The organism is Arthrobacter sp. MDT2-3 (assembly GCF_059090465.1).
Genome location: NZ_JBNHFS010000001.1, coordinates 1,176,183 through 1,199,986 on the forward strand (window position 1 = coordinate 1,176,183; position 23,804 = coordinate 1,199,986).

Consider the following 23,804-nt stretch of genomic DNA (forward strand, 5'->3'; position numbering starts at 1 on the left):
CTCGACGGCGGGCCGGTCACCCCCTGGTGACCGGCCCGCCGTCGTTTGTTCGAAAAACCCGCCGAAGTTAGCTGTGCTCGTTGCCGTTCGGCTGCCAGGCACCCGTCACGAGGTAGGTGACCTTCTGCGCGACAGAGACGCCGTGGTCCGCAAAGCGTTCGAAGTAGCGGCTCGCCAGGGCCACATCCACGGTGGTTGCGGGCGACTCGGTCCATTCCGGGGCGGCGATGGCCTTGAAAACGCTGAGATGCAGATCGTTGATGGCGGTGTTCGCTTTCAGGATGTCCCGGGCTACCTCAAGATCACGGGTTTCCAGCAGCAAGGTGAGCTTGTCGGCGATCTCCTGGTCCAGCTGTGCCATGCTCTTGAACGTTGCGGTCATGGATTCCGGAATAACATTGGCGGGAAAACGGAGACGGGCCAGCTGGGCGATATGCCTCGCAAGGTCGCCCATCCGCTCCAGTGAGGCGCTCATCCGCAGGGATCCCACGATCATCCGAAGGTCGCTGGCAACGGGGCCCTGCAGCGCCAGGATGTCGATGGCACGTTCATCCAGGCTGTTCTGCAGGAAGTCGATGCGCGCATCCGCAGCAATGACGTCCTGGGCGAGGTCCACGTCCGCCACCTCGAAGGATGTTGTGGCCTTGGCCATGGCTTCACTGACCAGCCGGGAGATCTCCACCAGCTGGTCACCGACCTGGGTAAGCTCTTCCTGAAAAACCTTACGCACTTAGGCGTCCTTTCCTTGGAACTCCCATCCCGCCCGCTCCAGGGCAGCAGGAATTCGTGTCGCCGTTCGGCAGTCCAACTCGTTACTCTGCCAGTATCCGGTAAACGTTTAAGTCCTTGAAGATGAACGTTAGTTGAACCGTCGGTGCAGCAGTCCCGGACGCGCCGTCGGCCACCTCCCAGCGCATAAGGTGGAGCTGTGGATCCTATGCTCATCGGTCTGGTCGCCGGCCTCATCGGCCTGGCGCTCGGCACGTTCGGCGTGCTGGCCTACAGGGTCAGTGAAAAGCAGCGGCACCTGCTGGACGTCGACGCCGATGAAATTGCGCTGCCGGCCGGCGCCGCCGAGGTGCTGGCCGTCGTCGGACGAGCCTTTGTGGTGGTGGACGCTGTCGACGGCGTCGTCCGGGCCAGCCCCGCCGCCTACGCCTACGGGCTGGTGCGCGGGCACACAGTGGTCCACAAGGAACTGCTGGACATGACAGCAGGAGTCCGGCGGGATGGCGTCATCCTGGAGAAGCAGCTGGAGCTGCCGCGCGGCCCGCTGGGGCAGGGAACGATCATTGTCCAGGTGCGGGCTGCCATGCTTGGGGAGGAATACATCCTCCTGCTGGCGGACGACCGGACCGAGATCACACGCACCGAAGAGATCCGCAACGACTTCGTCGCCAACGTCTCCCACGAACTCAAAACCCCCGTCGGCGCGATTTCACTGCTCGCCGAGGCCCTGGAGTCCTCAGCCGACGACGCAGAGGCAGTGCGCCGCTTCGCCAAGCGCATGCATAAGGAATCAGGCCGCCTGGCCGCCCTGGTGCAGGACATCATCGAGCTCTCCCGGCTGCAGGGTGCAAGCGTAGCCCAGGAAGGCCGCCCGGTAGACGTCAACGCCGTTATTGCCGAGGCAGTGGATCGGTCCCAGCTCCCGGCCGAGAGCAAGAACATCCGGATAGTTGTCGGTGGCCGGACGGAGGGCAAGGTCTTTGGTGACCAGGACCTCCTGGTCACCGCACTGCGCAATCTGATCGACAACGCCATCCGCTACTCGCCGGCCAACACCCGGGTGGGCATCGGCGTCCGCTCACGGGATGGCCTGGTCTCAATCTCCGTGACGGACCAGGGCGAGGGGCTCACCCCCGAGGACCAGGAGCGCGTCTTCGAGCGTTTCTATCGTGTGGACTCGGCCCGATCCCGCCATACCGGCGGCACTGGTCTTGGCCTGAGCATCGTCAAGCATGTCGCCTCCAACCATGGCGGGGAAGTGACCCTCTGGTCCCAGCCCGGCCAAGGGTCCACCTTCACGCTCCGCCTCCCGGAAATGGAAGGACAGGACGGCGAGGACGAGATTCCGCCCGCCGCCGCCCCCGCACTTACGGGACAGACTCACCGGAAGTTAACTGCCACCCAAGTACCCCGCGCCGCAGGCGCAAAAGAACGAGGAGCTAACGCTTGAGCAGGATTTTGATTGTGGAGGACGAGGAATCGTTCAGCGATCCCTTGTCCTATTTGCTGGGCAAGGAAGGGTTCGAGGTGGAGGTTGTGGACAACGGCCTGGACGCCATCACCGAATTCGACCGGAACGGGGCGGACCTGGTGCTGCTGGACCTCCAGCTTCCCGGGCTCTCGGGCACCGAGGTATGCCGCCAGCTGCGCCAGCGCTCCAGCGTCCCGGTGATCATGTTGACGGCCAAGGACTCCGAAATCGACAAGGTGGTGGGCCTGGAACTCGGCGCCGACGACTACGTCACCAAGCCATACTCATCCCGCGAACTGGTGGCCAGGGTCAGGGCTGTCCTCCGCCGTCAGGGTGAACCGGAGGAGCTGATCTCCTCCACCGTCCAGGCCGGGCCCGTCCGCATGGACATCGAACGCCACGTGGTCAGCGTGCAAGGCGAACAGGTGCTGCTCCCCTTAAAAGAGTTCGAACTCCTGGAGATGCTCCTGCGCAACTCGGGCCGGGTGCTGACACGGGGCCAGCTCATTGACCGGGTCTGGGGATCGGACTACGTGGGCGACACCAAAACACTCGATGTCCACGTCAAGCGGCTGCGCGGGAAGATCGAACCTGATCCTTCGGCGCCACGGTTCCTGGTGACCGTGCGGGGCCTCGGCTACAAGTTCGAGCCGTAGGCGGAGCCTGAACGGCATAACAAAAGGGAGGAGCCGCCTGGCCCCTCCCTTTTGTTGTGCCGAAGCTTCTTCGGGCCAGCGGCCTAGTGGCCGCTGCCGCCACCGAGTTCGGAAGCCGTGGGGGAGGGGGTTGCCGACGGCGACGGGGTGCTGCCCGCAGGCAGGTACTCCTTGTACTCGGGCAGCGTGGCGTCCAGCACCGGTACTTTCACGGTGTTGCTTACGTTGGTGCCGTTTTCGCTGATCTTGATGTCAACCAGGGATCCGGGGATTCCACCGGTGGTGCTCAGGATGGCTTCGTCCGTGGTGTCGTTCAGCAGGGTGTAGTCGTTGGCCTTAACCGGCACTTCGGTCTGTGAACCTTCGGCGCCGTTCAGCGTAAGCGTCACGTCCTGGGAGGACGAGTTGTAGACCGCACCGATGACGCGGCCGGGCTGGTCTTCCCCGTTCGAGACGATGAGGATGTTGCGCAACTGCAGCGGGCCGAGGTCGGTGATGATGCCGTCTGACGACTGGTACTGCTCGCTCGTCTGCTGGGAATTGGTGTACCCGCAGCCTGACGTCAGCAGTCCGACGCCGAGGGCGGCAGCCGCCAGTGCCACTTTGGCGCGCTGGGCCCGGTTCATCGCAGTGAAACGCACGTCACGTACTCCTCGAGGGTTTTGAAAGATTATTCAGCCATAGCCTATCCGCAAACGCCCTCAAACAAGGATTCGCCGCCGTCATATCCTCCCTTGGCAGGGCCTGCGCGATGCACTAATATCCGCATTCGTCAAGGGGTCAAGGGGGGTCGATTGTGCCGTTTTTCCGCGTATTTTCGCGGTTCGAGGCCCTTTTGCCGGCCGGTCATATGCCTGAATCGTGATAAACTGGTCTGCGGGAAAGGGGAAATGTCCACATGGTATTTGAGGTCGGCGAGACAGTAGTTTACCCTCACCACGGTGCTGCGAAGATTGAAGAAATCAAGATGCGCACCATCAAGGGCGAAGAGAAGATGTATCTCAAGCTCAAGGTGGCTCAGGGTGATCTGACCATTGAAGTTCCAGCAGAAAATGTAGATCTTGTTGGCGTTCGGGACGTAGTGGGCAAGGAAGGTTTGGAGCACGTGTTCGATGTGCTTCGTGCCGAGTTCACCGAAGAACCCACCAACTGGTCACGCAGGTACAAGGCAAATCTGGAGAAGCTTGCTTCCGGTGACGTCATCAAGGTGGCAGAGGTCGTTCGTGACCTGTGGCGCCGCGATCACGACCGGGGCCTTTCCGCAGGCGAAAAGCGTATGCTGGCCAAAGCCCGGCAGATTCTGATTTCAGAACTGGCCCTGGCTGAAAAGACCGACGAGGAGAAGGCTGCAAGCGTTCTCGACGAGGTTCTGGCTTCCTAAGAATTGAACCCCGGTGGCACCCAAGTGCCGCCGGGGCTTCTTTTTGCCCGAATTCAGGTCCCGGCGGGCCAGCTTCAGGGACGTAGGCTAGTCCGCATGAGTGAAACTCCAACGCGCCCCGTCACTGCCGTGATCCTGGTGGCTGCCGGCTCAGGGCAACGGCTGGGCTACGGCATGCCCAAAGCAGCGGTGCCGCTGGGCGGCGAGCCTATCCTGATGCACGCCCTCCGGGGCATCGTGGCGTCCGGGGTCAGCAGCCAGGTATGCATCGCACTGCCGGCCGGCGACACTGGCCTGCGGCAGTTGTGCGAGGACTTCCAGGAAGAACTGGCCGACGGCGGCCCCCTCCTTTCCATGGTCGACGGCGGCGCCACCCGCGCCGATTCCGTCCGGGCAGGCATGGCTGTCCTCATGGACGGGATCGAGGCCGTCCTGGTGCACGATGCGGCCCGGGCCCTGACCCCCGAATCGGTCTTCCACCGGGTAGTGAATGCGTTGGCCGCCGGAGCCGCTGCCGTTATTCCCACCGTCGCCGTGGTGGACACGGTCAAGACCGTGGCTGCGACCACCGGCGAGGACAGCGCGCTGGCGCCGGAAGTTGTTACCGGAACCGCGCCGCGCGAAGAGCTGCGTGCCGTCCAGACACCGCAGGGCTTCCAGTTCAACACCCTCCTGAAGGCGCATGAAGCGGCGCGGGCCCTTGACCAGCAGCAGGCCGCCGCCGTAACTGATGACGCGATGCTTGTGGAGATGCTCGGCACCCCGGTCCACGCTGTCCGGGGCTCCAGCCAGTCCTTGAAGATCACCACTCCGCTGGATCTGATCCTCGCTGAGGGACTTTTGGAAGGGCCACTGGGCGCCCGCTGGGTGGAGGGGTGACCGTGGCTGACATCAACGTGGTCCTGCCCCGCACCGGCATCGGCATCGACGTGCATGCGTATGCCCCGGAGGACGCGCCGCGCCCGCTGTGGCTCGGCGGGCTCCTGTGGGAAGGCGAGCGCGGCCTCGCCGGGCATTCGGACGGTGACCCGGTGGCCCACGCGGCTGCGGACGCCCTCTTCTCGGCCGCCGGAATTGGCGATCTCGGCACACACTTCGGGACCAGCCGTCCTGAGTTCGCCGGCGCTTCCGGGGTAGCCCTCCTCACGGAAGCAGCCAGGATCGTTCGGGTGGCCGGCTTCGAAATCGGCAACGTTGCAGTCCAGTTCGTTGCCAACCGGCCCAAATTCGGTCCCCGCCGTGAAGAATCGCAACAGGTTCTCAGCGCAGCGGCCGGGGCGCCCATCAGCGTTACGGCAACCACCAGCGACGGCCTGGGGTTCGCGGGGCGTGGAGAGGGTATCTCCGCGGTGGCCACTGCCTTGGTATATCCGAAGCCCACTGCCGCCATCGGCTAATCTGGAGCGGTGACCCTGCGCTTCTATGACACTGCCTCCGCCGAAGTCCGGAACTTCGTCCCCCTCGTCGAGGGCAAGGCCAGCCTCTATTACTGCGGGGCCACGGTGCAGGGCATGCCCCACGTTGGCCACATCCGCTCAGCCATCGCTTTCGACCAGCTCACCCGCTGGCTCACGCACAGCGGATACCGGGTCACGGTCGTCCGTAACGTCACAGACATTGATGACAAGATCCTGGCCAAGTCGGAAGCATCCTTCGCGCCGGAGTTCACGCCGGAGCCCGGCGAAGTGGCCCAGGAGGAGTGGTGGGCGCTTGCCTACCGCTACGAGCAGGAGTTCCTCAAGGCCTACGACGTCCTGGGTGTTTCCCGCCCCACCTACGAGCCGCGGGCCACCGGGCACATCCCCGAAATGCATGCGCTGATCCAGCAGCTGATAGAACGTGGGCATGCCTACCCGGCGCTGGATGACTCAGGGGATGTGTATTTCGACGTGCGCTCCTGGAGCAAGTACGGCGCGCTTACGCGGCAGAACATCGACGACATGCAGGCGGCCCCGGACGCCGACCCCCGCGGTAAGAAGGACCCCCGCGACTTCGCGTTGTGGAAGGGCTCCAAGGAGGGCGAACCCGCCACCGCCAGCTGGGCTTCCCCCTGGGGCGCCGGCCGGCCCGGGTGGCACCTGGAATGCTCCGCGATGGTCACCAAGTACCTTGGCACTGAGTTCGACATCCACGGCGGCGGGCTGGACCTGCGGTTCCCGCACCACGAGAACGAAATGGCGCAGTCACAGGCGGCGGGGCATCCGTTCGCCAGCTTCTGGATGCACAACGGCATGGTGACTTACCAGGGCGAAAAGATGTCCAAGTCCATCGGGAACACCATCAGTCCGGCCGAGATGCTGGAACTGGCTCCGCCCCGGGTGGTCCGTTACTACCTCGGCCAGGCGCATTACCGCTCCATCCTGGACTACCGGCCCACGTCGCTGCAGGAGGCAGCCGCCGCCGTCGAACGCATTGACGGTTTCCTCGCCAAGGCCTCGGCCCGGGTCGGGGAGGACTTCGGCCTTATGGCCGGCAACTTCGGCTCATCGGGCGATGCTGTCCGCGCTTTTTCTGAGGCCATGGACGACGACCTCAACGTCCCGCGTGCGCTGGCGGCGCTCCACGAGACGGTGCGCGCCGGGAACACAGCCCTCGCCGAGGGGGATGACGACGCCGGACGTCACGCGCTGAACGCAGTCAAAGTGATGACCGAGGTGCTTGGGCTCAATGCCGTCGCAGGCACCGATGCGGGCGGCAGCAAGGAAGCAACCGCCCTCGACGTCCTGGTCCAGGCGCAGCTGCAAGCCCGGGCCGCGGCGCGGGCCGAAAAAAACTGGGCCGCCTCCGACGCCATCCGCGACACCCTGGCCGCCGCCGGCGTCGTGGTCGAGGACGGTCCGGACGGCGCCACTTGGAGCCTGAAGCGGGACTGAGGGGGTAATCACCCTTAGGCCATTCCGCCGGGGTCAGGCGATTTTACTTGGTTCAGTAGACTGGTAGGCAGACTCAGTCAACACAATCAAGGGTGGAACACAATGGCCAACAATGGTCGCCGATCGGTTAAAGCGAAGAAGGGCCCAACCATCGGAACCGGTGGTCATGGCCGAAAGGCCCTCGAAGGCAAGGGACCCACGCCCAAGGCGGAGGACCGTCCCTACCACAAGGCGCACAAGTCCAAGCAGCTCGCAGAGCGCTCCGCGGCCAAGCGCGGCACGGGCGCGCGAAGCGCCGGCGCCGCCAAGTCCGGGCCCAAAGGACGGGCTACCGAGGAAGTGGTCACCGGCCGGAACTCCGTGGTTGAAGCGCTCCGGGCCGGCATTCCCGCCAAAGCCCTGCACATCGCCATCCGCATCGAAATGGATGACCGGGTCAAGGAATCCCTGAAGCTCGCCGCCGAACGCGGCATCCCGCTGCTGGAGACCGGCAAGCCCGAACTGGACCGGATGACGGACGACGCCATCCACCAAGGCCTGGTCCTGCAGATCCCGCCCTACGAGTACCAGGACGCCTACGAACTCGCCGAGGAGACGGTGGAGAAGTGGAAAAAGGGCCACGTCCCCAACGCGCCGCTCTTCGTTGCCCTCGATGGCATCACCGACCCCCGGAACCTCGGCGCCATCATCCGGTCCGTGTCCGCCTTCAGCGGCCACGGCGTGATCGTGCCCGAACGCCGCTCGGTGGGCGTCACCGCCTCCGCCTGGAAAACCAGCGCCGGGGCAGCAGTCCGGGTACCGGTGGCGCGTGCGTCCAACCTCAACAGTGCACTGAAGCAATTCAAGAACATGGGCATTTTTGTCCTGGGCCTTGACGGCGACGGCGATGTTTCGCTTCCCGACCTCACCCTCGCCAGGGAGCCCGTCTGCATCGTGGTGGGCTCGGAAGGCAAGGGCCTAAGCCGGCTGGTCCGGGAGAACTGCGACCAGATCGTTTCGATCCCCATCGACTCGGCCATGGAATCCCTGAACGCCTCCATGGCAGTGGGCATCTCGCTGTACGAGGTATCCCGCCAGCGCGCCGCAAAGTAACCGCGGCCTATAAATCAGTTTTCCCGGCCTGCCTATGCGCCCTGTGACGCATAGGCAGGCGATGTGCCCTTGGCGGCTAATATTTTAGGTGATGGTCATGCCGCTTTTCGACACTGCTTCCACCACGGACGCCTCAACGGCTCTTCCACTCGGTGTGACTGTCCCGCGCGCGGATTTGGCCGTGTCCGGACCAGCCGCAAACGGCACCCGGCCGGGTGCCAGGGCCAACGTGGCCTGCTACGCCCCCGGCGTGCGGAACCTGGAAATCGCCTACATAGCCCCTGGCGGAGACTGGCGGGTACAGGCGCTGCCCAACGTAAGCAACGGCGTACACCACGGGATTGTGGACAACCTGCCTTACGGCTCGCGCTACGGGTTCCGTGCAGCATCCGCCGAACAGTCGCTGCCGCTTGCCGTGCCCACCCAGGATGTTGACGACGACGGCGGGCAGCCGCTGCTGCTGGACCCCTACGGGCGCGCAGTGGACCAGCGCGACGGCTTCCTGACCAGCGTCCGGATGGCCAGCGACTTTGACTGGGCTTCAGACGGGAGGCTCCGCCTGGAATGGCGCGACACCATCATTTACGAGGCCCACGTCCGCGGCCAGAGCATGCTCCACCCGGACGTGCCCGCGGAACTCCGCGGCACGTACGCCGGCCTGGCGCACCCCGCCATTGTTGAACACCTCAAGAGCCTCGGAATCACGGCTGTCCAGCTGCTGCCCGTCCACTTCCACCTGGATGAACCGCACCTGCAGGACCTGGGACTGACCAACTACTGGGGATACAACACGGCAGCCTTTTTCGCCCCCCACCCCGGCTACGCCACCAAGGCAGCCCAGCAGGCTGGCCCCCAGGCCGTCCAGGACGAGTTCAAGGGAATGGTCAAGACGCTTCATGCCGCCGGGCTGGAAGTCATCCTGGACGTGGTCTACAACCACACCGCTGAAGGCGGTCCCGACGGGCAGACCCTGAGCTTCCGCGGGCTGGGGGAGGACACGTACTACCGGACCGACGGGAACGGCAAATATGAGGACACCACGGGATGCGGCAACAGCCTGAACTTTGCCGAACCACGGGTGGTCCAGCTGGTGGTGGACTCACTGCGCCACTGGGTGGACGAGTTCCACATTGACGGCTTCCGGTTCGACCTTGCCGTGACACTCTGCCGGAATGCGACCAATGAATTCGATCCCCGGCACCCGTTCCTCGTTGCCATCGCGGCGGATCCCGTCCTGTCCGACGTGAAGCTGATTGCCGAACCCTGGGATGTGGGCTACGGCGGCTGGCAGACCGGACGGTTCCCGGCCGGCTGGGCGGACTGGAACGACCATTTCCGGGACGCCGTGCGCTCGTTCTGGCTGGCGGACCGCGCTGCGCTTGAATCCGGCGGGCAGGGCGGATCGGTGGCCAAGCTCGCGGACGTCATGTCCGGTTCCGCAGCACTCTTTGCGGCGTCCGGCCGCTCCCGGCTGGCCTCGGTCAATTACGTCACCGCCCATGACGGCTTCACCCTGAACGACGTCGTCTCCTACGACCGGAAACACAACGAGGCCAACGGTGAGCAGAACCGGGACGGCCACGGCGACAACCGCAGCTACAACCACGGTTTCGAAGGCCCCACCGAGGACGGCGTCATCCTGGCCAGGCGCGCCCAGTCCCGGCGTAACCTCATGGCCACGCTGTTGATCTCCATCGGCGTGCCCATGATCACGGCCGGAGACGAACTGGCGCGGACCCAGCAGGGCAACAACAACGCGTACTGCCAGGACAACGCCATCGCGTGGCTGGACTGGACCAGGACGCCGGAGTCCCACGAGATGCTCCGCAGCACCAAAAGGTACATCCGCCTGCGCAAGGAGTTCCTGGCCGCACAGCCCCATGACTTCCCGGTCCGGGATGAGCAGTCCTACCTGTACTGGTTCGACCACGCCGGGCAGCCCATGTCCATGGAACGCTGGAACGATCCCCGGCACCGCGTCATGCAGCTCCTGCTGGGTTCCGACGACGGCACACTGGCCGGCCTGGTGGTGGTGAACGGCAGCAATTCCGACGTGCAGATCACGCTGCCCCACATCACTGAGAAGGGCACCCCGCATACGATGTTCGAGCTGCGTCTGACCACCTCCCCGCTGCACGAGCTCCGGCAGGGCACCAGGGTGGCCCCGGGGGAGAAGGACCTCCTGGAGGCCAACTCCATCAACATCTACCGCAGCTGATGCACCGGGAAACAACGTAATGCGCAACCGCAATGTTCTTCCCCTGCTGCTGGCTGTGCTCGTGGTGCTGGGGCTGCTCTCGTTTGGCGGCACGGGGATCCTGGGCCAGTTGACGGACAGGACGACGCCGGAAGACGGGGTCAGTGCCACGCCGGCCCCGGGTGCCGCCACTGGTCCCTCCGCCCGGGGGTCCCACTCTGCAGGTTCCGGGACAGATGCCGCCCCTCAACCGCAGGCGCAGGAGAACCCGTCCGGCCTGCCGGAGGTGCGGGAGTCTGCGTTGCCGGCTGAAGGCCGCCGGACGCTCGCCCTCATCCGCGCCGGTGGACCTTACAGTTACCGGCAGGACGACCAGACTTTCGGGAACTTCGAGCGGATCCTGCCACGGCGGGACAGGGGTTACTACCGTGAATACACGGTGCCAACACCTGGGGAATCAGACCGGGGAGCGCGGCGCATCGTGGCAGGCGACGACGGCGAGAAGTACTACACAGATGATCACTACGAGACGTTTCGATTCATAGCAGAAGGCAGCTAGGCAACCATGAAGATCTACTCCGGCGAGACCTGGACCTTGGAAGAACTGCAGGAGCAGGTGGCTGACGCCGGACGCCGCAGCCTGGTGGTTCCGGCGGCCGACAGCAAGAAGGCAGTCCTGGAAACATTTGGGGAGGTCCTCAACTTCCCGGAGCACTACGGCGTGAACCTGGACGCCCTGAACGATTCCCTGCATGACTTCGCGGACAGCATCACGGACAACGGCAACCCGCCCGTCACGGTGCTGTGGCAGGTAGCGGCGCCATTCCGCGGTGACCGGTCCTTCGGGGTCATCTGCGAAATCCTCCAGGACGCCGAGCGCTACGCCGGCAAGGACCTCGCCGTTACCGCCGTCATGCTCTAGGCGCGTTCTTCCTGCTCGGCATAAGTCTCCAGGAGGTCCAGGGCCCGCCCGCCGCCTTCCTCCTCCGCAAGGGCCTTGCGCATGCTGTCTGCCTTCTCACGGCCTCCCGGGAAGGGCGGCAGGAGGGGAACCTCGGGGTCGGTCAGTACTTCGATCACCACAGGCCGGTCGGCCGCGAACGCCCGCTCCCAGGCACCGCCCAGGCGCTCGGGATCGTCCACACGGATGCCCGTAAGGCCCAGCAGCTCGGCGTAACCCGCGAACGGGAAGTCCGGGAGCTCCTGGCTGTCCCGGAACCGCGGCTCGCCCTCTGACTCGCGCTGTTCCCACGTAACTTCGGCGAGCTCCCGGTTGTTGAAGACACAGACGACAAACCGGGGGTCCTGCCATTGCCGCCAGCGGTGGGCCACTGTCACCAGTTCGGCAATTCCCGCCATCTGCATGGCGCCGTCCCCGGACAGTGCCACCAGCGGCCTGGCGGGATGGGCAAGCTTGGCGGCAATGCCGTAGGGGATGGAGCAGCCCATGCTTGCCAGCGTGCCTGAGAGGTGGGCCGGGACGTCCGGCGGAAGTATGAGCTGGCGGGCGTACCAGTAAACGCAACTGCCGACGTCGATACTCACCTGGGCGTTGGCCGGAAGCCTGCCATTGAGCTCCCGCACCACCCTTTCCGGGTTGACGGGGCTGGCAGGTACGGCGGCGCGCTCTTCGGCCAGTGCCCGCCAGCGCGTGACTTCCTGTTCGACGTCGGCCCGCCACTGCCCGCGCGGCCGCTGGTCGAGCCGGGAACCAAGGGCCTTGAGGGCCGTTGCCGCGTCGCCGGCCAGCCCAACCTCCACGGGGTAGCGGTTGCCGATCTTCCGCTCGTCGATATCAATCTGCACAGCCCGTGCCGCACCGGGCGGTGGATAAAACTCAGTCCAGGGATCGTTCGAGCCGACGATGAGCAGCGCATCGCAGTTGCCCAGCAGGTGGGCGCTGGCGGTGGTGCCCAAATGCCCCATGGTGCCGACGGCGAAAGGCAAGGTCTCGTCCACGTAGGGCTTCCCTAAGAGGCTGGTGGCAATGCCGGCACCCAACTGCTCAGCAACGGCCACCACCTCCGCGGCGGCGTGCCGGGCGCCCTGGCCCACGAGAAGCGCCACCCTCTGCGCATTGTTGAGGAGCGCGGCCGCGGCGTCCAGGTCTTCCCCGCGCGGCGACTTCGCGGACGTGCTCCAGGACGGCGCGGTGACCACGACGCCGTGTTCCTGCTCCAGCTGGGGTGCGGGCGCGGACTGGATATCGTGCGGCAGGATCACCACGCACGGCGAGGAGGTGGCCTTCGCCGTGCGGAAGGCACGGTCCAGGACCATGGGAAGCTGCTCGGGTGCGTTGACCTGCTGCACGAACTGGGCTGCAACGTCCTTGAACAGGACGGTCAGTTCGATCTCCTGCATGTAGGCAGACCCCAGCACAGTGCGGCTTTGCTGGCCCACGATCGCCACCACCGGCACGCCGTCGAGCTTGGCGTCGTAAAGGCCGTTGAGGAGGTGGACAGCGCCCGGCCCCTGCGTGGACGTAACCACTCCCACGCCGCCGGTGTACTTCGCGTGCCCCACGGCCATAAAGGCCGCGGTTTCCTCGTGCCGTGCCTGCACGAACTCAACCCGGCCCTCCGCCCGGCGGAGGGCTCCCATGAACCCGTTGATCCCGTCCCCGCTGTACCCGAATACACGGTTGACGCCCCACGTTGTGAGCCGTTCCACGATCAGGTCTGCCACGGTGCGGTCGTTCATGGGATCCTCCTGCAGCGGTTTCGTGCCCTGCCTCTTACGCGTTGACGATCAGGCCCAGCTCAGCCTTCGACGCCAGCGCGTCATGCCGCGGCAGCACACGTACGGTGTACCCAAAGGACCCGGAGCGGTCGATCAGCAGCGAGCCGCTGAACAGGTGCCGGCCGCTGCCCAGGTCTTCCTGGACCTTCAGTTCCATCACCGTGATGTCCGCCAAGGTGTCGTTTTCCTCCGCCCTGCCGTAGGCCACCTCCACGCTGACATCGTCCGGGGTGAGGCTGTTCAACGATACGTAGGCATTGACCTGGAGGATGTCACCGATCTGCGGGTCCTCGGAAACCCCAACGGAGTCAACGTGCTCCACGTGCACCTGCGGCCAGGCTGCACGGACCTTTGCGGTCCACGCTGCCAGGGTGCGTGCCTGGGAGTAGGAGTTGGCGCCGGCATTCCGGCCGGCCTCCGCTGCCGGGCGGTAGAGGATGTTCACGTAGTCACGCAGCATGCGGTCGGCCGAAACCGCCGGACCAAGGTGCGAGAGGGTGTGCTTGATCATCGATACCCAGTGGGTGGGCACCTTCTCGGTACCCGACGTCGACGGACCGGCTGCGCCTGCGCCTTCGGACACGGTGATGCCGTAGAACCGCGGGGCAACCTGCGTCTCGAGCAGCTCGTAGAGGGCGGCGGCTTCGATATCGTCGCGTTCCTCCGGCGATGCGTCGTTGTTGGCCGTGGGAATCGCCCAGCCGTTCTCGCCGTCGTACATCTCATCCCACCAGCCGTCGAGGACCGACAGGTTCAGCGAACCGTTGAGCGCCGCCTTCATGCCGGACGTTCCACAGGCCTCAAGCGGCCGCAGCGGGTTGTTCAGCCAGACGTCGCAGCCAGGGAAGAGCGTCCGTGCCATTCCGATGTCGTAGTTCGGCAGGAAGGCAATGCGGTGCCGGACTTCCGGGTCATCGGTAAAGGTGACCAGATCCTGGATCATCTTCTTCCCCGCGTCATCAGCGGGGTGGGACTTTCCGGCGATGACCAGTTGGATGGGATGTTCCTTGTGCAGCAGGAGTGCCTTGAGCCGTTCCGGCTCGCGCAGCATCAGGGTAAGCCGCTTGTAGGTGGGAACGCGGCGGGCGAACCCAATGGTGAGTATGTCCGGGTCCAGCACGTTGTCCGTCCAGCCCAGCTCAGCGTCGGCCGCACCGCGTTTCTTCCAGGCTGCACGGAGCCGGCGGCGGACGTCCTCAACCAGCGCAACCCGCATTTCACGGCGCAGCGCCCATACGTCGGCGTCACTGACGTTGTAGGCGAGGTCCCAGCGGCCCAGCGCTTCAGCTTCGCTGCCGAACTGGTCCCGGGCAAGCTTTGAAATACGGCTGTCCACCCAGGTGGGCACGTGCACGCCGTTGGTGACGGAAGTGATGGGCACTTCTGAGTGGTCGAACCCGGGCCACAGTGCGGAAAACATCCCGCGGGACACTTCGCCGTGCAGCTTGGCAACACCGTTTGCCCGCTGTGCCAGCCGCAGGCCCATCACGGCCATGTTGAAAACGGACGGGGTGCCGTTCGCGTAATTTTCGCGGCCAAGCTCCAGGATGCGGTCCACCGGTACAGCCGGTGCAAGCCCCGACTGGAAGAAGTGGTGGATCTGGGAGATTTCAAACCTGTCGATGCCGGCCGGCACCGGGGTATGCGTGGTGAAAACGGTGGAGGCGCGGCCGGCAGCCAAGGCCTCATCAAAGGTCAGTGCCTCGTCCCCGGCCATCAGTTCCTGTATGCGCTCAATGCCCAGGAAACCGGCGTGGCCTTCATTGGTGTGGAACACTTCCGGAGCAGGGGTTCCCGTGAGCTTCTGGAAGGCGCGGAGCGCCTTGACCCCGCCCATGCCCAGCAGCAGTTCCTGCTGGAGCCGGTGGTCACCGCCGCCGCCGTAGAGACGGTCCGTGATGCTGCGGGCCGCTTCGTCGTTGCCCGGAACGTTTGAGTCCAGGAGGAGCAGGGGGACGCGTCCGACGTCGGCGCGCCAGATGTGTGCCAGCAGTCGCCGGTTGTTGGGGAGCGGCAGGGAAACTTGCAGCGGCTGGCCGTTGCCGTCGCCGGAAGGCTCGCGGAGGAGGGTGAGCGGCAGGCCGTCCGGATCCAGGACCGGGTAGGTTTCCTGCTGCCAGGCGTCCCGGGACAGTGACTGCTTGAAGTATCCGGCCTGGTAGAGCAGGCCAACACCGATCAGGGGCACGCCCAGGTCCGAGGCGGCCTTGAGGTGGTCGCCGGCCAGGATGCCCAGGCCACCGGAGTACTGGGGGAGGACTTCGGTGATACCGAATTCGGGGGAGAAGTAGGCAATCGACGCCGGCGCGTCCGGGCCCAGGCTCTGGTACCAGCGGGGCTCCTCGAGGTACCGGTCAAGGTCCTTCTCGGCGGTGCGGACACGGTCCACCACCGACTGGTCTGCGGCAAGCTGCTGGAACTCTTCGCGGCTCACCAGGCCCAGGAAACCGACGGGATCCTCACCGCTTTCCACCCAAAGCCGCGGGTTCAGCCCGGCGAAGAGTTCCCGGGTGGGGCGGTGCCAGGACCAGCGCAAATTACTCGCCAACCGGGCCAGCGGCCGGATTGGTTCGGGGAGGACTGTACGGACCGTAAATCTGCGGATTGCCTTCACCTGCGTCACACTAACCGACAACATGCGCGGCCGGAACCAACCCCGCGTTTCTTTTGGATAAATGACTCTTCGCGTGGAGGAAATGACACGGGCCGCAACGAAAATAGTGCGCAGGCTTAGCATTCCGGCTCATTTCTCGCTAACGTCGAGCCTGTGACGACTAACTCAGGAACCATTGCCGCATCGAAGGAAAAGCCGCAGGGCCGCATCACGGACGGCCTGCGGTTTGGACGTTTCCCCATCACGGCTGTGCAGCCCGTGGTCGAGGGTGGAAAGTTTCCTGCCAAGGCCTTGCCTGGCGAGGGAATCGTGGTGGGCGCCACCGCGTTCCGGGAGGGGCACGACCAGCTTGGGGTCAGTGCAGTGCTCCTGGACCCGGCGGGCCAGGAACGGCAGCGCATCAGGCTGGCGCCGCCCCGCGGGGAACGCGGCATGGGGACGGACCGTTGGGAAGGCGTCCTCACGCCGTCGGACACGGGCAACTGGTCCTTTTTCATCGAAGCCTGGCACGACCGCTACGGCACGTGGCACCACAACGCGGAAGTGAAGGTGGAAGCTGGCATCGACGTCGAGCTGATGCTCGCGGAGGGTGCCGCGTTGCTCCACGAAGCTGCCAGGGACGAATCCCGCAGCGATTGGGACAGGGGTGTTCTCCGCGAGGCCGCGGACAAGCTCGCTGACCCTTCCCTCAGCACGGAGGAGCGCCTCGGGGCCGGATTCAGCCACGCAGTCACCGGCGTTGTTGCGCACCAGCCGATCCGCGAGCTGGTCACCGTCTCCGAGCAGTACCCTTTGCTGGTTGAGCGGGACCTGGCCGGCCGCGGAGCCTGGTACGAGTTCTTCCCCCGCTCTGAAGGCGCAGTCAAGGACCACACCACGGGCACCTGGACTTCGGGAAACTTCCGCACCGCCGCGCAACGGCTTGACGCCGTCGCCGCCATGGGCTTTGACGTCATCTACATGCCGCCCATCCATCCCATCGGCGTCCAGCACCGCAAGGGGCCCAACAACACACTCATCGCAGGCCCGAACGATCCAGGCTCGCCCTGGGCCATCGGCGCGAAGGAGGGCGGCCACGATGCCATCCACCCCGACCTTGGGACCTTTGAGGATTTTGACGCCTTTGTAGCCCGGGCCAATGACCTCGGCCTGGAAGTGGCTTTGGACCTTGCACTGCAGGCCGCCCCGGACCATCCGTGGGTTGAGTCGCATCCGGAATGGTTCACCACCCGGGTGGACGGCAGTATTGCCTACGCGGAAAACCCGCCCAAGAAGTACCAGGACATTTATCCGCTCAATTTCGATAATGACCCGGAGGGGCTCTCCAACGAAATTCTCCGTATTGTCCTGCTCTGGGTCAGTCACGGCGTCAAGATTTTCCGGGTGGATAACCCGCACACCAAACCCGTGTGGTTCTGGGAGTGGCTTATTGCCCAGGTGGATAAGCAGGTTCCGGGGGTTGTGTTCCTCGCTGAGGCTTTCACGCGTCCCGCCATGATGCACGCGCTGGGCCGTGCCGGCTTCCAGCAGTCCTACACCTACTTCACGTGGCGCAATACCAAGAAGGAAATCGAGCAGTACTTCAACGAGGTCAGCCACGAGTCGTCGGCCTTCTTCCGGCCCAACTTCTTTGTGAACACGCCGGACATCCTCACGGAATACCTCCAGTTTGGCGGGCCGGCTGCGTTCAAGATCAGGGCGGCCCTGGCATCCACGGCAAGCCCGCTGTGGGGTGTCTACGCGGGGTACGAGCTGTACGAGCACGTCGCCCGGCCGGGCGCCGAGGAGTACATCGACAACGAGAAGTTCGAGTACAAGGCACGGGACTGGGACGCGGCCGCCCAGTCAGGGCGGACTCTTGCTCCGTACATCACCCGGCTGAACGAGTTGCGGCACACGCATCCGGCGCTGCAGGACCTGCAGAACCTGACGGTGCATCACAGCACTGACGATTCAACAGTGGTGTACTCCAAGCACAAGACCCTCGCCGACGGATCCAAGGACACCATCATCGTGGTGGTCAACCTGGATCCCCACGTGACCAAGGAATGCAGTGTATCGCTGGACCTTGCGGCCCTGGAGCTGAACCCGCAGGACCTCACCGCGAACGGCGGCTTCCACGTGGACGACCTCATCTCCGGTGAAAGCTGGGAATGGGGCGAGTACAACTACGTACGCCTGGACCCGCATGTTGAGCCCGCGCACATCCTCAGCGTGAGGAGAATGCATCAGTGAGTTTTAATCCGCAAAGTTCGGGACAGCATTTCACGCCGAAGAGCACCTTCGAACTGAATGCGCCGGGCCTGCAGCACGATCCGCTGTGGTACCGGAAAGCCGTTTTCTACGAGGTCCTCGTCAGAGCTTTTGCGGATGCCAACGGTGACGGTTCCGGGGATTTCTCGGGCCTCATCGACAGGCTCGACTACCTGCAGTGGCTGGGCGTGGACTGCCTCTGGCTGCCGCCGTTCTTCCAGTCGCCGCTGCGCGACGGTGGTTACGACATCTCCGACTACAACTCGGTCCTGGACGAGTTCGGCACCATTACGGATTTCAAGCGGCTGGTTGCCGAGGCACATGCCAGGGGAGTGCGGGTCATCATCGACCTGCCACTGAACCACACTTCCGACCAGCACCCCTGGTTCCAGGAGTCGCGGAAGGACCCGGACGGACCGTTCGGCGACTTCTACGTCTGGAGCGACACGGACGAGAAGTACCAGGACGCCCGGATCATCTTCGTGGACACCGAGGAATCAAACTGGACCTTCGACCCCATCCGCCGGCAGTTCTTCTGGCATCGATTCTTCAGCCACCAGCCGGACCTGAACTTCGAGAATCCCAAGGTCATCGACGCCCTTTTTGACGTGGTCCGGTTCTGGCTGGACCAGGGCATCGACGGGTTCCGCGCCGACGCCATCCCCTACCTCTTCGAGGAAGAGGGGACCAACTGCGAGAACCTGCCGGCCACCCATGAGTTCCTCCGCAAGCTGCGGGCCATGGTGGACGAAAGCTACCCGGGGCGCGTCATTATTGCCGAGGCGAACCAGCCGCCCAATGAGGTGGTGGAGTATTTCGGGACGGAAGCTGAACCCGAGTGCCACATGGCGTTCCACTTCCCGATCATGCCGCGGCTGTACTACGCGCTTCGGGACCAAAAGGCTGCGCCCATCATCGAGACGATGCAGGACACGCCGAACATTCCCGACGGCGCCCAGTGGGGCACCTTCCTGCGGAACCACGACGAACTGACCCTTGAAATGGTGACCGCCGATGAGCGCGCAGCCATGCTCGGCTGGTATGCACCGGATCCCAGGATGCGTGCCAACATCGGCATCCGGCGCCGGCTCGCACCCTTGCTCGACAACTCCCGGGCGGAGATTGAACTGATCAACGCCCTGCTGCTGTCGCTTCCTGGCAGCCCGTTCCTGTACTACGGGGACGAGATCGGCATGGGGGACAACATCTGGCTTGAAGACCGGGACGCCGTCCGGACGCCCATGCAGTGGAACCCCGACCGGAACGCGGGCTTCTCCAACGCGGACCCGGGCAAGCTCTACCTGCCGGTCATCCAGTCCCTGGTTTACAACTACAACATGGCAAACGTTGAGGCCGAGGCCGCCCACTCGGGGTCGCTGCTGCGCTGGACGCGCCAGATCCTGAGCGTCCGCAAGAACCATCCCGCTTTCGGCCTGGGCTCCTTTAAACACGTTGAGGCCGACCATGACGCCGTCCTGGCCTACCTCCGCGAGTTGCCCAGCGGCAACGCCGCGGGGCTGGACGGCGAATCCATTCTGTGTGCATTCAACCTCTCGCAGCATCCAGTGGCCGCACGGCTGCGTATCCCCGATTACGGTGGGCGCGGCCTTCGTGATGTATTTGGCGGCCAGCCATTTCCTGGCATCAACGAGGACGGGACGCTGACGCTGACTCTCGGCAGCCACGATTTCTTCTGGCTGAGGATCCGGTCGGCAGCGTCCAATCCTTCGTCCCCCTATACGCAGGCAATGCCGATCCTCTCGATTGAGAACTGACATGAACCAGCCCATCCTTACCCCCGCCCTCACCGCGTTGCTTCAGGAATGGCTTCCAAGGCAGCGCTGGTTCCCCGTGAAGACGCCCGCCTTCGAGCTGTCCCAGGCAGGCAGCCTGGGGCTGGACGATCCTTCCGGCCACGCAGGGCTCGCAGTCTTCCTCCTGAAGGTGGCCACCCGGGGAGCCGACGGCGGCCGACGTACCGACGTCGTCCAGGTCCCCTTGAGTTTCCGGCCGGCGCCAGCCGCCGGGATGGAACGCGCGCTGGTTGGCGAGGCCGCCGGGACGGATCCATCCAGGCCCTGGGTTTACGATGCCGTGCACGATCCCGATTTTGTGGGCGCCTGGCTTGACCTGATGCGCAGCGAGGACAAGGCCCCCAGCGGTACCGCCTCCGGGTTCCGGGCTCCAGGAGACCACCGCCTTCCCACGGCCCGCGGGGTGGTGAAGGTCCTTTCCGGGGAGCAGTCCAACAGTTCAGTAATTGTGGACGACGGCGAATCGGCTGCCATCGTGAAGTTCTTCCGCGTCCTGTCGGAAGGGACAAACCCCGAGGTTGAGGTGGGTGCTGCCCTCACGTCCGCGGGGACTACGGAAGTTCCGGCGACCCTGGGCTGGGTCCGCGGCGAGTGGCTGGCCCAGGGCACGCCTTCTTCCGACGGGCCGGGCTCCGGTTCCCGTTACGTCCAGGGCGAGCTGGCGGTGGCCCATGAGTTCCTGGCCGGCGGGCGCGATGCCTGGCGGCTGGCTGTTGACGCGGCCAGGTCCGGAATCGACTTTACGGCTGAGGCCCGCGCCTTGGGCGCCGCCACGGCGACGGTCCATCGCCGCCTTGCAGAAGCACTCGGGCAATCGGCGGAGGCCGAACCCGGCAAAGTGATTGCCCCTGCAGTAGCCCAGCGCGTCCGGCAGGCCTGGGCGGAAGCCGCCTCCGCCGTCGGCCCCTACGACGACGCGCTGGACCACCTCCTGCGCGGACTCGACGGCGTTGCTGCCGGTCCGCTCCAGCGGATCCACGGCGACCTCCACCTTGGCCAGATCCTCCAGGTCCCGGGCCAGGCGGGCAACGCGCCCAGGTGGGCGATCCTCGACTTCGAAGGCGAACCGCTGCGTCCCATTGCGGAGCGCAACGTTCCCGACGTTCCCCTGCGGGACGTCGTCGGGATGCTGCGGTCCTTCGACTACGCGGCGGGAGCTGCCCATCGTGAACAGGAAGGCGCCAAAGTGCCGGCCTCCTGGGTCGACGACTGCGCCGAGGCCTTCCTTGCCGGATATGCGGGTGTCACGCCCGGCACCGTGGACCGGGACTCGCCCCTGTTTGTGGCATTGTGGCTGGACAAGGCACTGTACGAAGTAGTTTATGAAATGCGTAACAGGCCCGACTGGCTGGCGATCCCTGTGAACGCCTCCAGGCGGCTCCTCAGCGGTAACGGCGCCGGCGACCAGGCCGGGGCAGCATCGGAAGGTAACGAAATGACAGGCTCAGCACGAACGGACCGTCCGGGGGTGCCGCTGCACGTGGATGCGGGCACCCTGGGCAAGATCGCGAACGGTGAACACCACGCCCCCCATTCCATCCTGGGCGCGCACCTGGACGACTACGGCCACGTCACCATCCGTACCGTGAAGCATCTGGCGGAGGCCGTTACGGTCATCACTGCAGCCGGCGAAATCCCTATGGAGCATGAAGCCCACGGCGTGTGGGTGGCCGTTATGGATCCGCTCCAGCAGGGGCACGTCCCGGACTACCGCCTGGCCGTAACCTACCCCGGTGCTGAGCCGGTCACCGTGGACGAACCCTACCGCTACCTTCCCACCGTAGGTGAAGTTGACCTGCACCTCATTAATGAAGGCCGGCACGAGAAACTCTGGGAAGTCCTGGGCGCCCATGTCCAGCACTACAAGTCGTCCCTTGGAGACGTGGACGGTGTGTCCTTTGCTGTCTGGGCCCCCAACGCGCAGGCTGTGCGCGTTATTGGTGACTTCAACGGGTGGGACGGGCGCGAAAACTCGCTCCGCTCCCTTGGCTCCTCCGGCGTGTGGGAAATTTTCGTTCCCGGGGTTGCAGCAGGGGCGTGCTACAAATTCCAGGTCCGCACCAAGGCCGGCCACTGGGTGGAGAAGGCTGACCCGCTTGCCTTCGGAACCGAGGTCCCCCCTCTGACAGCGTCGAGGGTGGTGGAGCCCTCATACGCCTTCAAGGACGACGAATGGATGGAGGCCCGGGCCAAGCGGGATCCGCACAACTCGGCCATGAGCGTCTACGAAGTCCATCTTGGTTCGTGGAAGCTTGGGCTCGGCTACCGGGAACTGGCCAAGGAACTGGTGGACTACGTCAAGTGGCTTGGCTTCACCCACGTGGAATTCATGCCGGTGGCGGAACACCCCTTCGGTGGATCATGGGGCTACCAGGTCACGTCGTACTTCGCGCCCACGTCCCGGTTCGGGCACCCCGACGAATTCCGGTACTTGGTGGACGCACTCCACCAGGCCGGCATCGGGGTTCTGCTGGACTGGGTGCCCGCGCACTTCCCCAAGGATGCATGGGCCTTGGCCCAGTTCGACGGCGAGCCCCTGTACGAGCACGCCGACCCCGCCCTAGGCGAGCACCCTGACTGGGGCACGCTGATCTTCGACTTCGGCCGCACCGAGGTCCGCAACTTCCTCGTGGCCAACGCCCTGTACTGGCTGGATGAGTTCCATATCGACGGCCTGCGCGTGGATGCTGTGGCCTCCATGCTCTACCTGGACTACTCGCGCGAAGAGGGTCAGTGGCGGCCCAACCGGTTCGGCGGCCGGGAAAACCTCGAAGCCATCTCGTTCCTGCAGGAAGTCAACGCCACGGTGTACAAGACACACCCCGGGGCTGTCATGATTGCCGAAGAGTCCACAGCCTTCCCCGGCGTTACGGCACCCACCAGCCACGGTGGACTGGGCTTTGGCCTCAAGTGGAACATGGGCTGGATGCACGACTCGCTCAAGTACGCGTCCGAGGACCCGGTGAACCGCAGGTGGCACCACGGCACCGTGACGTTCTCCCTGGTTTACGCCTTTACGGAAAACTTCCTGCTCCCCATCAGCCATGACGAGGTAGTCCACGGCAAAGGCTCCATGCTCCGCAAGATGCCCGGCGACCGTTGGCAGCAGCTGGCCAACCTGCGAGCCTTCTTCGCCTACCAGTGGGCTCACCCGGGCAAGCAGCTCATTTTCATGGGCACTGAGTTCGGCCAGGAAGCGGAGTGGTCCGAACAGCACGGGCTCGACTGGTGGCTCGCCGATATCCCCGCTCACAAGGGACTGCAGTTGCTGACCAAGGACCTCAACGAGCTCTACGCCTCCACGCCCGCTCTCTACTCCCGGGATAACGAGCCCGGCGGCTTCCAGTGGATCAACGGGGGAGACGCGGAGCGCAATGTGCTCTCGTTCATTCGCTGGGACAAAGAGGGCAACCCCCTGGTCTGTGCCATCAACTTCTCGGGCGCGCCGCACGCTGGTTACACCCTGGGAGTACCTGAGCCGGGGGCGTGGACAGAAGTGCTGAACACTGATGCCACCACCTATGGCGGCTCAGGTGTGCTGAACGCCGGTGAGCTGAAGGCGACGGATGAGGGGCAGGACGGACAGCCGGCCACCTTGAGCGTGACCCTGCCACCGCTCGGTGCTGCGTACTTCAAGCCGGCATCAGCAACGTCCGCCTGATTCCTGCTTGAACTTCTTCGAAAGAGGCCCGGAATCCTTGTGGTTCCGGGCCTTTTCGCTATTCTGTCCGCCTGCCCGGGAGTGGCCGAAGGGGCCGGTTGGCTATCTCCGCAGAGTGGTGGTAGAGTTTATTTCCGCGCTGCTCCACGAAGTCAGACGGAAAAACCGACAACCAAGCCTCAAGCTGAAGAGTGTCGCGGACGCCGGTTTGACAAGTGAGAGTCCAGCGGGTAAGTTTGAAAAGTTGCTCCGGAGCGATCCTGAACCGTTTGGTTGGGTGGTGCCGGGTGTGTCTGTTGTTTGAGAACTCAATAGTGTGCCAAG

17 protein-coding genes are annotated in these 23,804 nt (G+C 64.7%); 13 read left to right on the forward strand and 4 right to left on the reverse strand.

The genetic code is table 11. The annotated features are described in order from the left end of the window. Window positions 1–67: 67 nt before the first annotated feature. Window positions 68–730, reverse strand: a complete 663-nt coding sequence (gene phoU, locus AC5RUQ_RS05535) for a phosphate signaling complex protein PhoU (RefSeq protein WP_493946352.1) — start codon at window positions 728–730, stop codon at window positions 68–70. 207 nt (window positions 731–937) lie between these two features. On the opposite strand from phoU, the gene AC5RUQ_RS05540 reads away from it, so the two are divergent. Together AC5RUQ_RS05540 and AC5RUQ_RS05545 are read left to right on the forward strand one after the other, a co-directional pair. Next, on the forward strand, window positions 938–2,179 hold the full coding sequence (locus AC5RUQ_RS05540; protein WP_493946404.1) for a sensor histidine kinase: 1,242 nt from the start codon (window positions 938–940) through the stop codon (window positions 2,177–2,179). Next, window positions 2,176–2,856 carry a response regulator gene (locus AC5RUQ_RS05545; protein WP_163166594.1) on the forward strand — a complete coding sequence of 227 codons (681 nt, stop codon included), beginning with the start codon at window positions 2,176–2,178 and terminating at the stop codon, window positions 2,854–2,856. The genes AC5RUQ_RS05540 and AC5RUQ_RS05545 overlap by 4 nt, the downstream gene beginning before the upstream one ends. A gap of 83 nt (window positions 2,857–2,939) precedes the next feature. On the opposite strand, the gene AC5RUQ_RS05550 is transcribed toward AC5RUQ_RS05545, so the two are convergent. Beyond that, complete coding sequence (locus AC5RUQ_RS05550) at window positions 2,940–3,482, reverse strand: hypothetical protein (RefSeq protein ID WP_493946405.1); 543 nt, start codon at window positions 3,480–3,482, stop codon at window positions 2,940–2,942. Window positions 3,483–3,754: 272 nt separating this feature from the next. Here AC5RUQ_RS05550 and AC5RUQ_RS05555 point away from each other — a divergent pair, with 272 nt between their 5' ends. The 8 genes from AC5RUQ_RS05555 (at window position 3,755) to AC5RUQ_RS05590 (ending at window position 11,321) form a co-directional block, all read left to right on the forward strand. After that, complete coding sequence (locus AC5RUQ_RS05555; protein WP_011690592.1) at window positions 3,755–4,237, forward strand: CarD family transcriptional regulator; 483 nt, start codon at window positions 3,755–3,757, stop codon at window positions 4,235–4,237. Between the two features lie 96 nt (window positions 4,238–4,333). Continuing rightward, on the forward strand, window positions 4,334–5,116 hold the full coding sequence (gene ispD / locus AC5RUQ_RS05560) for a 2-C-methyl-D-erythritol 4-phosphate cytidylyltransferase (protein WP_493946353.1): 783 nt from the start codon (window positions 4,334–4,336) through the stop codon (window positions 5,114–5,116). A 17-nt stretch (window positions 5,117–5,133) separates the two neighbouring features. After that, window positions 5,134–5,634: a 2-C-methyl-D-erythritol 2,4-cyclodiphosphate synthase gene (ispF, locus tag AC5RUQ_RS05565; protein WP_493946406.1), complete on the forward strand. Its 501-nt coding sequence runs from the start codon at window positions 5,134–5,136 to the stop codon at window positions 5,632–5,634. 9 nt (window positions 5,635–5,643) lie between these two features. Then, entirely contained in the window at window positions 5,644–7,110 is a 1,467-nt protein-coding gene (cysS, locus tag AC5RUQ_RS05570; RefSeq protein WP_493946354.1) for a cysteine--tRNA ligase, read from the forward strand. 102 nt (window positions 7,111–7,212) lie between these two features. Next, window positions 7,213–8,202 (forward strand): 23S rRNA (guanosine(2251)-2'-O)-methyltransferase RlmB, encoded by a 990-nt coding sequence (gene rlmB, locus AC5RUQ_RS05575; RefSeq protein WP_163166599.1) that lies wholly within the window; start codon window positions 7,213–7,215, stop codon window positions 8,200–8,202. A gap of 91 nt (window positions 8,203–8,293) precedes the next feature. Then, window positions 8,294–10,420 carry a glycogen debranching protein GlgX gene (glgX, locus tag AC5RUQ_RS05580; protein WP_493946355.1) on the forward strand — a complete coding sequence of 709 codons (2,127 nt, stop codon included), beginning with the start codon at window positions 8,294–8,296 and terminating at the stop codon, window positions 10,418–10,420. 19 nt (window positions 10,421–10,439) lie between these two features. After that, complete coding sequence (locus AC5RUQ_RS05585) at window positions 10,440–10,958, forward strand: guanyl-specific ribonuclease (RefSeq protein ID WP_493946356.1); 519 nt, start codon at window positions 10,440–10,442, stop codon at window positions 10,956–10,958. Between the two features lie 6 nt (window positions 10,959–10,964). Continuing rightward, window positions 10,965–11,321 (forward strand): barstar family protein, encoded by a 357-nt coding sequence (locus AC5RUQ_RS05590; RefSeq protein ID WP_493946357.1) that lies wholly within the window; start codon window positions 10,965–10,967, stop codon window positions 11,319–11,321. Here AC5RUQ_RS05590 and AC5RUQ_RS05595 read toward each other — a convergent pair. Further along, complete coding sequence (locus AC5RUQ_RS05595) at window positions 11,318–13,099, reverse strand: thiamine pyrophosphate-requiring protein (RefSeq protein WP_493946358.1); 1,782 nt, start codon at window positions 13,097–13,099, stop codon at window positions 11,318–11,320. The two genes, AC5RUQ_RS05590 and AC5RUQ_RS05595, sit on opposite strands and share 4 nt — an antisense overlap. A 34-nt stretch (window positions 13,100–13,133) precedes the next feature. Further along, the gene (glgP, locus tag AC5RUQ_RS05600; protein ID WP_493946359.1) at window positions 13,134–15,752 is read right to left on the reverse strand and encodes an alpha-glucan family phosphorylase; all 2,619 of its coding nucleotides are present in this window, start codon (window positions 15,750–15,752) and stop codon (window positions 13,134–13,136) included. A gap of 153 nt (window positions 15,753–15,905) precedes the next feature. Between glgP and AC5RUQ_RS05605 the strand changes: the two genes are divergently transcribed. The 3 genes from AC5RUQ_RS05605 to AC5RUQ_RS05615 are packed head-to-tail and all read left to right on the forward strand — an operon-like array spanning window position 15,906 to window position 23,480. Next, the gene (locus AC5RUQ_RS05605; protein WP_493946360.1) at window positions 15,906–17,987 is read left to right on the forward strand and encodes an alpha-1,4-glucan--maltose-1-phosphate maltosyltransferase; all 2,082 of its coding nucleotides are present in this window, start codon (window positions 15,906–15,908) and stop codon (window positions 17,985–17,987) included. After that, window positions 17,984–19,780 (forward strand): maltose alpha-D-glucosyltransferase, encoded by a 1,797-nt coding sequence (treS, locus tag AC5RUQ_RS05610; RefSeq protein WP_493946361.1) that lies wholly within the window; start codon window positions 17,984–17,986, stop codon window positions 19,778–19,780. Before AC5RUQ_RS05605 ends, treS begins: the two co-directional genes overlap by 4 nt. Before the next feature lies 1 nt (window position 19,781). Then, complete coding sequence (locus tag AC5RUQ_RS05615) at window positions 19,782–23,480, forward strand: 1,4-alpha-glucan branching enzyme (RefSeq protein WP_493946362.1); 3,699 nt, start codon at window positions 19,782–19,784, stop codon at window positions 23,478–23,480. Window positions 23,481–23,804: the final 324 nt, after the last annotated feature.

Excerpts from the sequence above, each read along its gene's own strand:
- AC5RUQ_RS05540 (WP_493946404.1), top strand. The coding sequence starts at position 938 with ATGCTCATCGGTCTGGTCGCCGGCCTCATCGGCCTGGCGCTCGGCACG.
- AC5RUQ_RS05555 (WP_011690592.1), top strand. The coding sequence starts at position 3,755 with ATGGTATTTGAGGTCGGCGAGACAGTAGTTTACCCTCACCACGGTGCT.
- AC5RUQ_RS05595 (WP_493946358.1), bottom strand. The coding sequence starts at position 13,099 with ATGAACGACCGCACCGTGGCAGACCTGATCGTGGAACGGCTCACAACG.
- ispD (WP_493946353.1), top strand. The coding sequence starts at position 4,334 with ATGAGTGAAACTCCAACGCGCCCCGTCACTGCCGTGATCCTGGTGGCT.
- AC5RUQ_RS05585 (WP_493946356.1), top strand. The coding sequence starts at position 10,440 with ATGCGCAACCGCAATGTTCTTCCCCTGCTGCTGGCTGTGCTCGTGGTG.
- AC5RUQ_RS05615 (WP_493946362.1), top strand. The coding sequence starts at position 19,782 with ATGAACCAGCCCATCCTTACCCCCGCCCTCACCGCGTTGCTTCAGGAA.
- rlmB (WP_163166599.1), top strand. The coding sequence starts at position 7,213 with ATGGCCAACAATGGTCGCCGATCGGTTAAAGCGAAGAAGGGCCCAACC.
- AC5RUQ_RS05590 (WP_493946357.1), top strand. The coding sequence starts at position 10,965 with ATGAAGATCTACTCCGGCGAGACCTGGACCTTGGAAGAACTGCAGGAG.
- AC5RUQ_RS05550 (WP_493946405.1), bottom strand. The coding sequence starts at position 3,482 with ATGAACCGGGCCCAGCGCGCCAAAGTGGCACTGGCGGCTGCCGCCCTC.
- glgX (WP_493946355.1), top strand. The coding sequence starts at position 8,294 with ATGGTCATGCCGCTTTTCGACACTGCTTCCACCACGGACGCCTCAACG.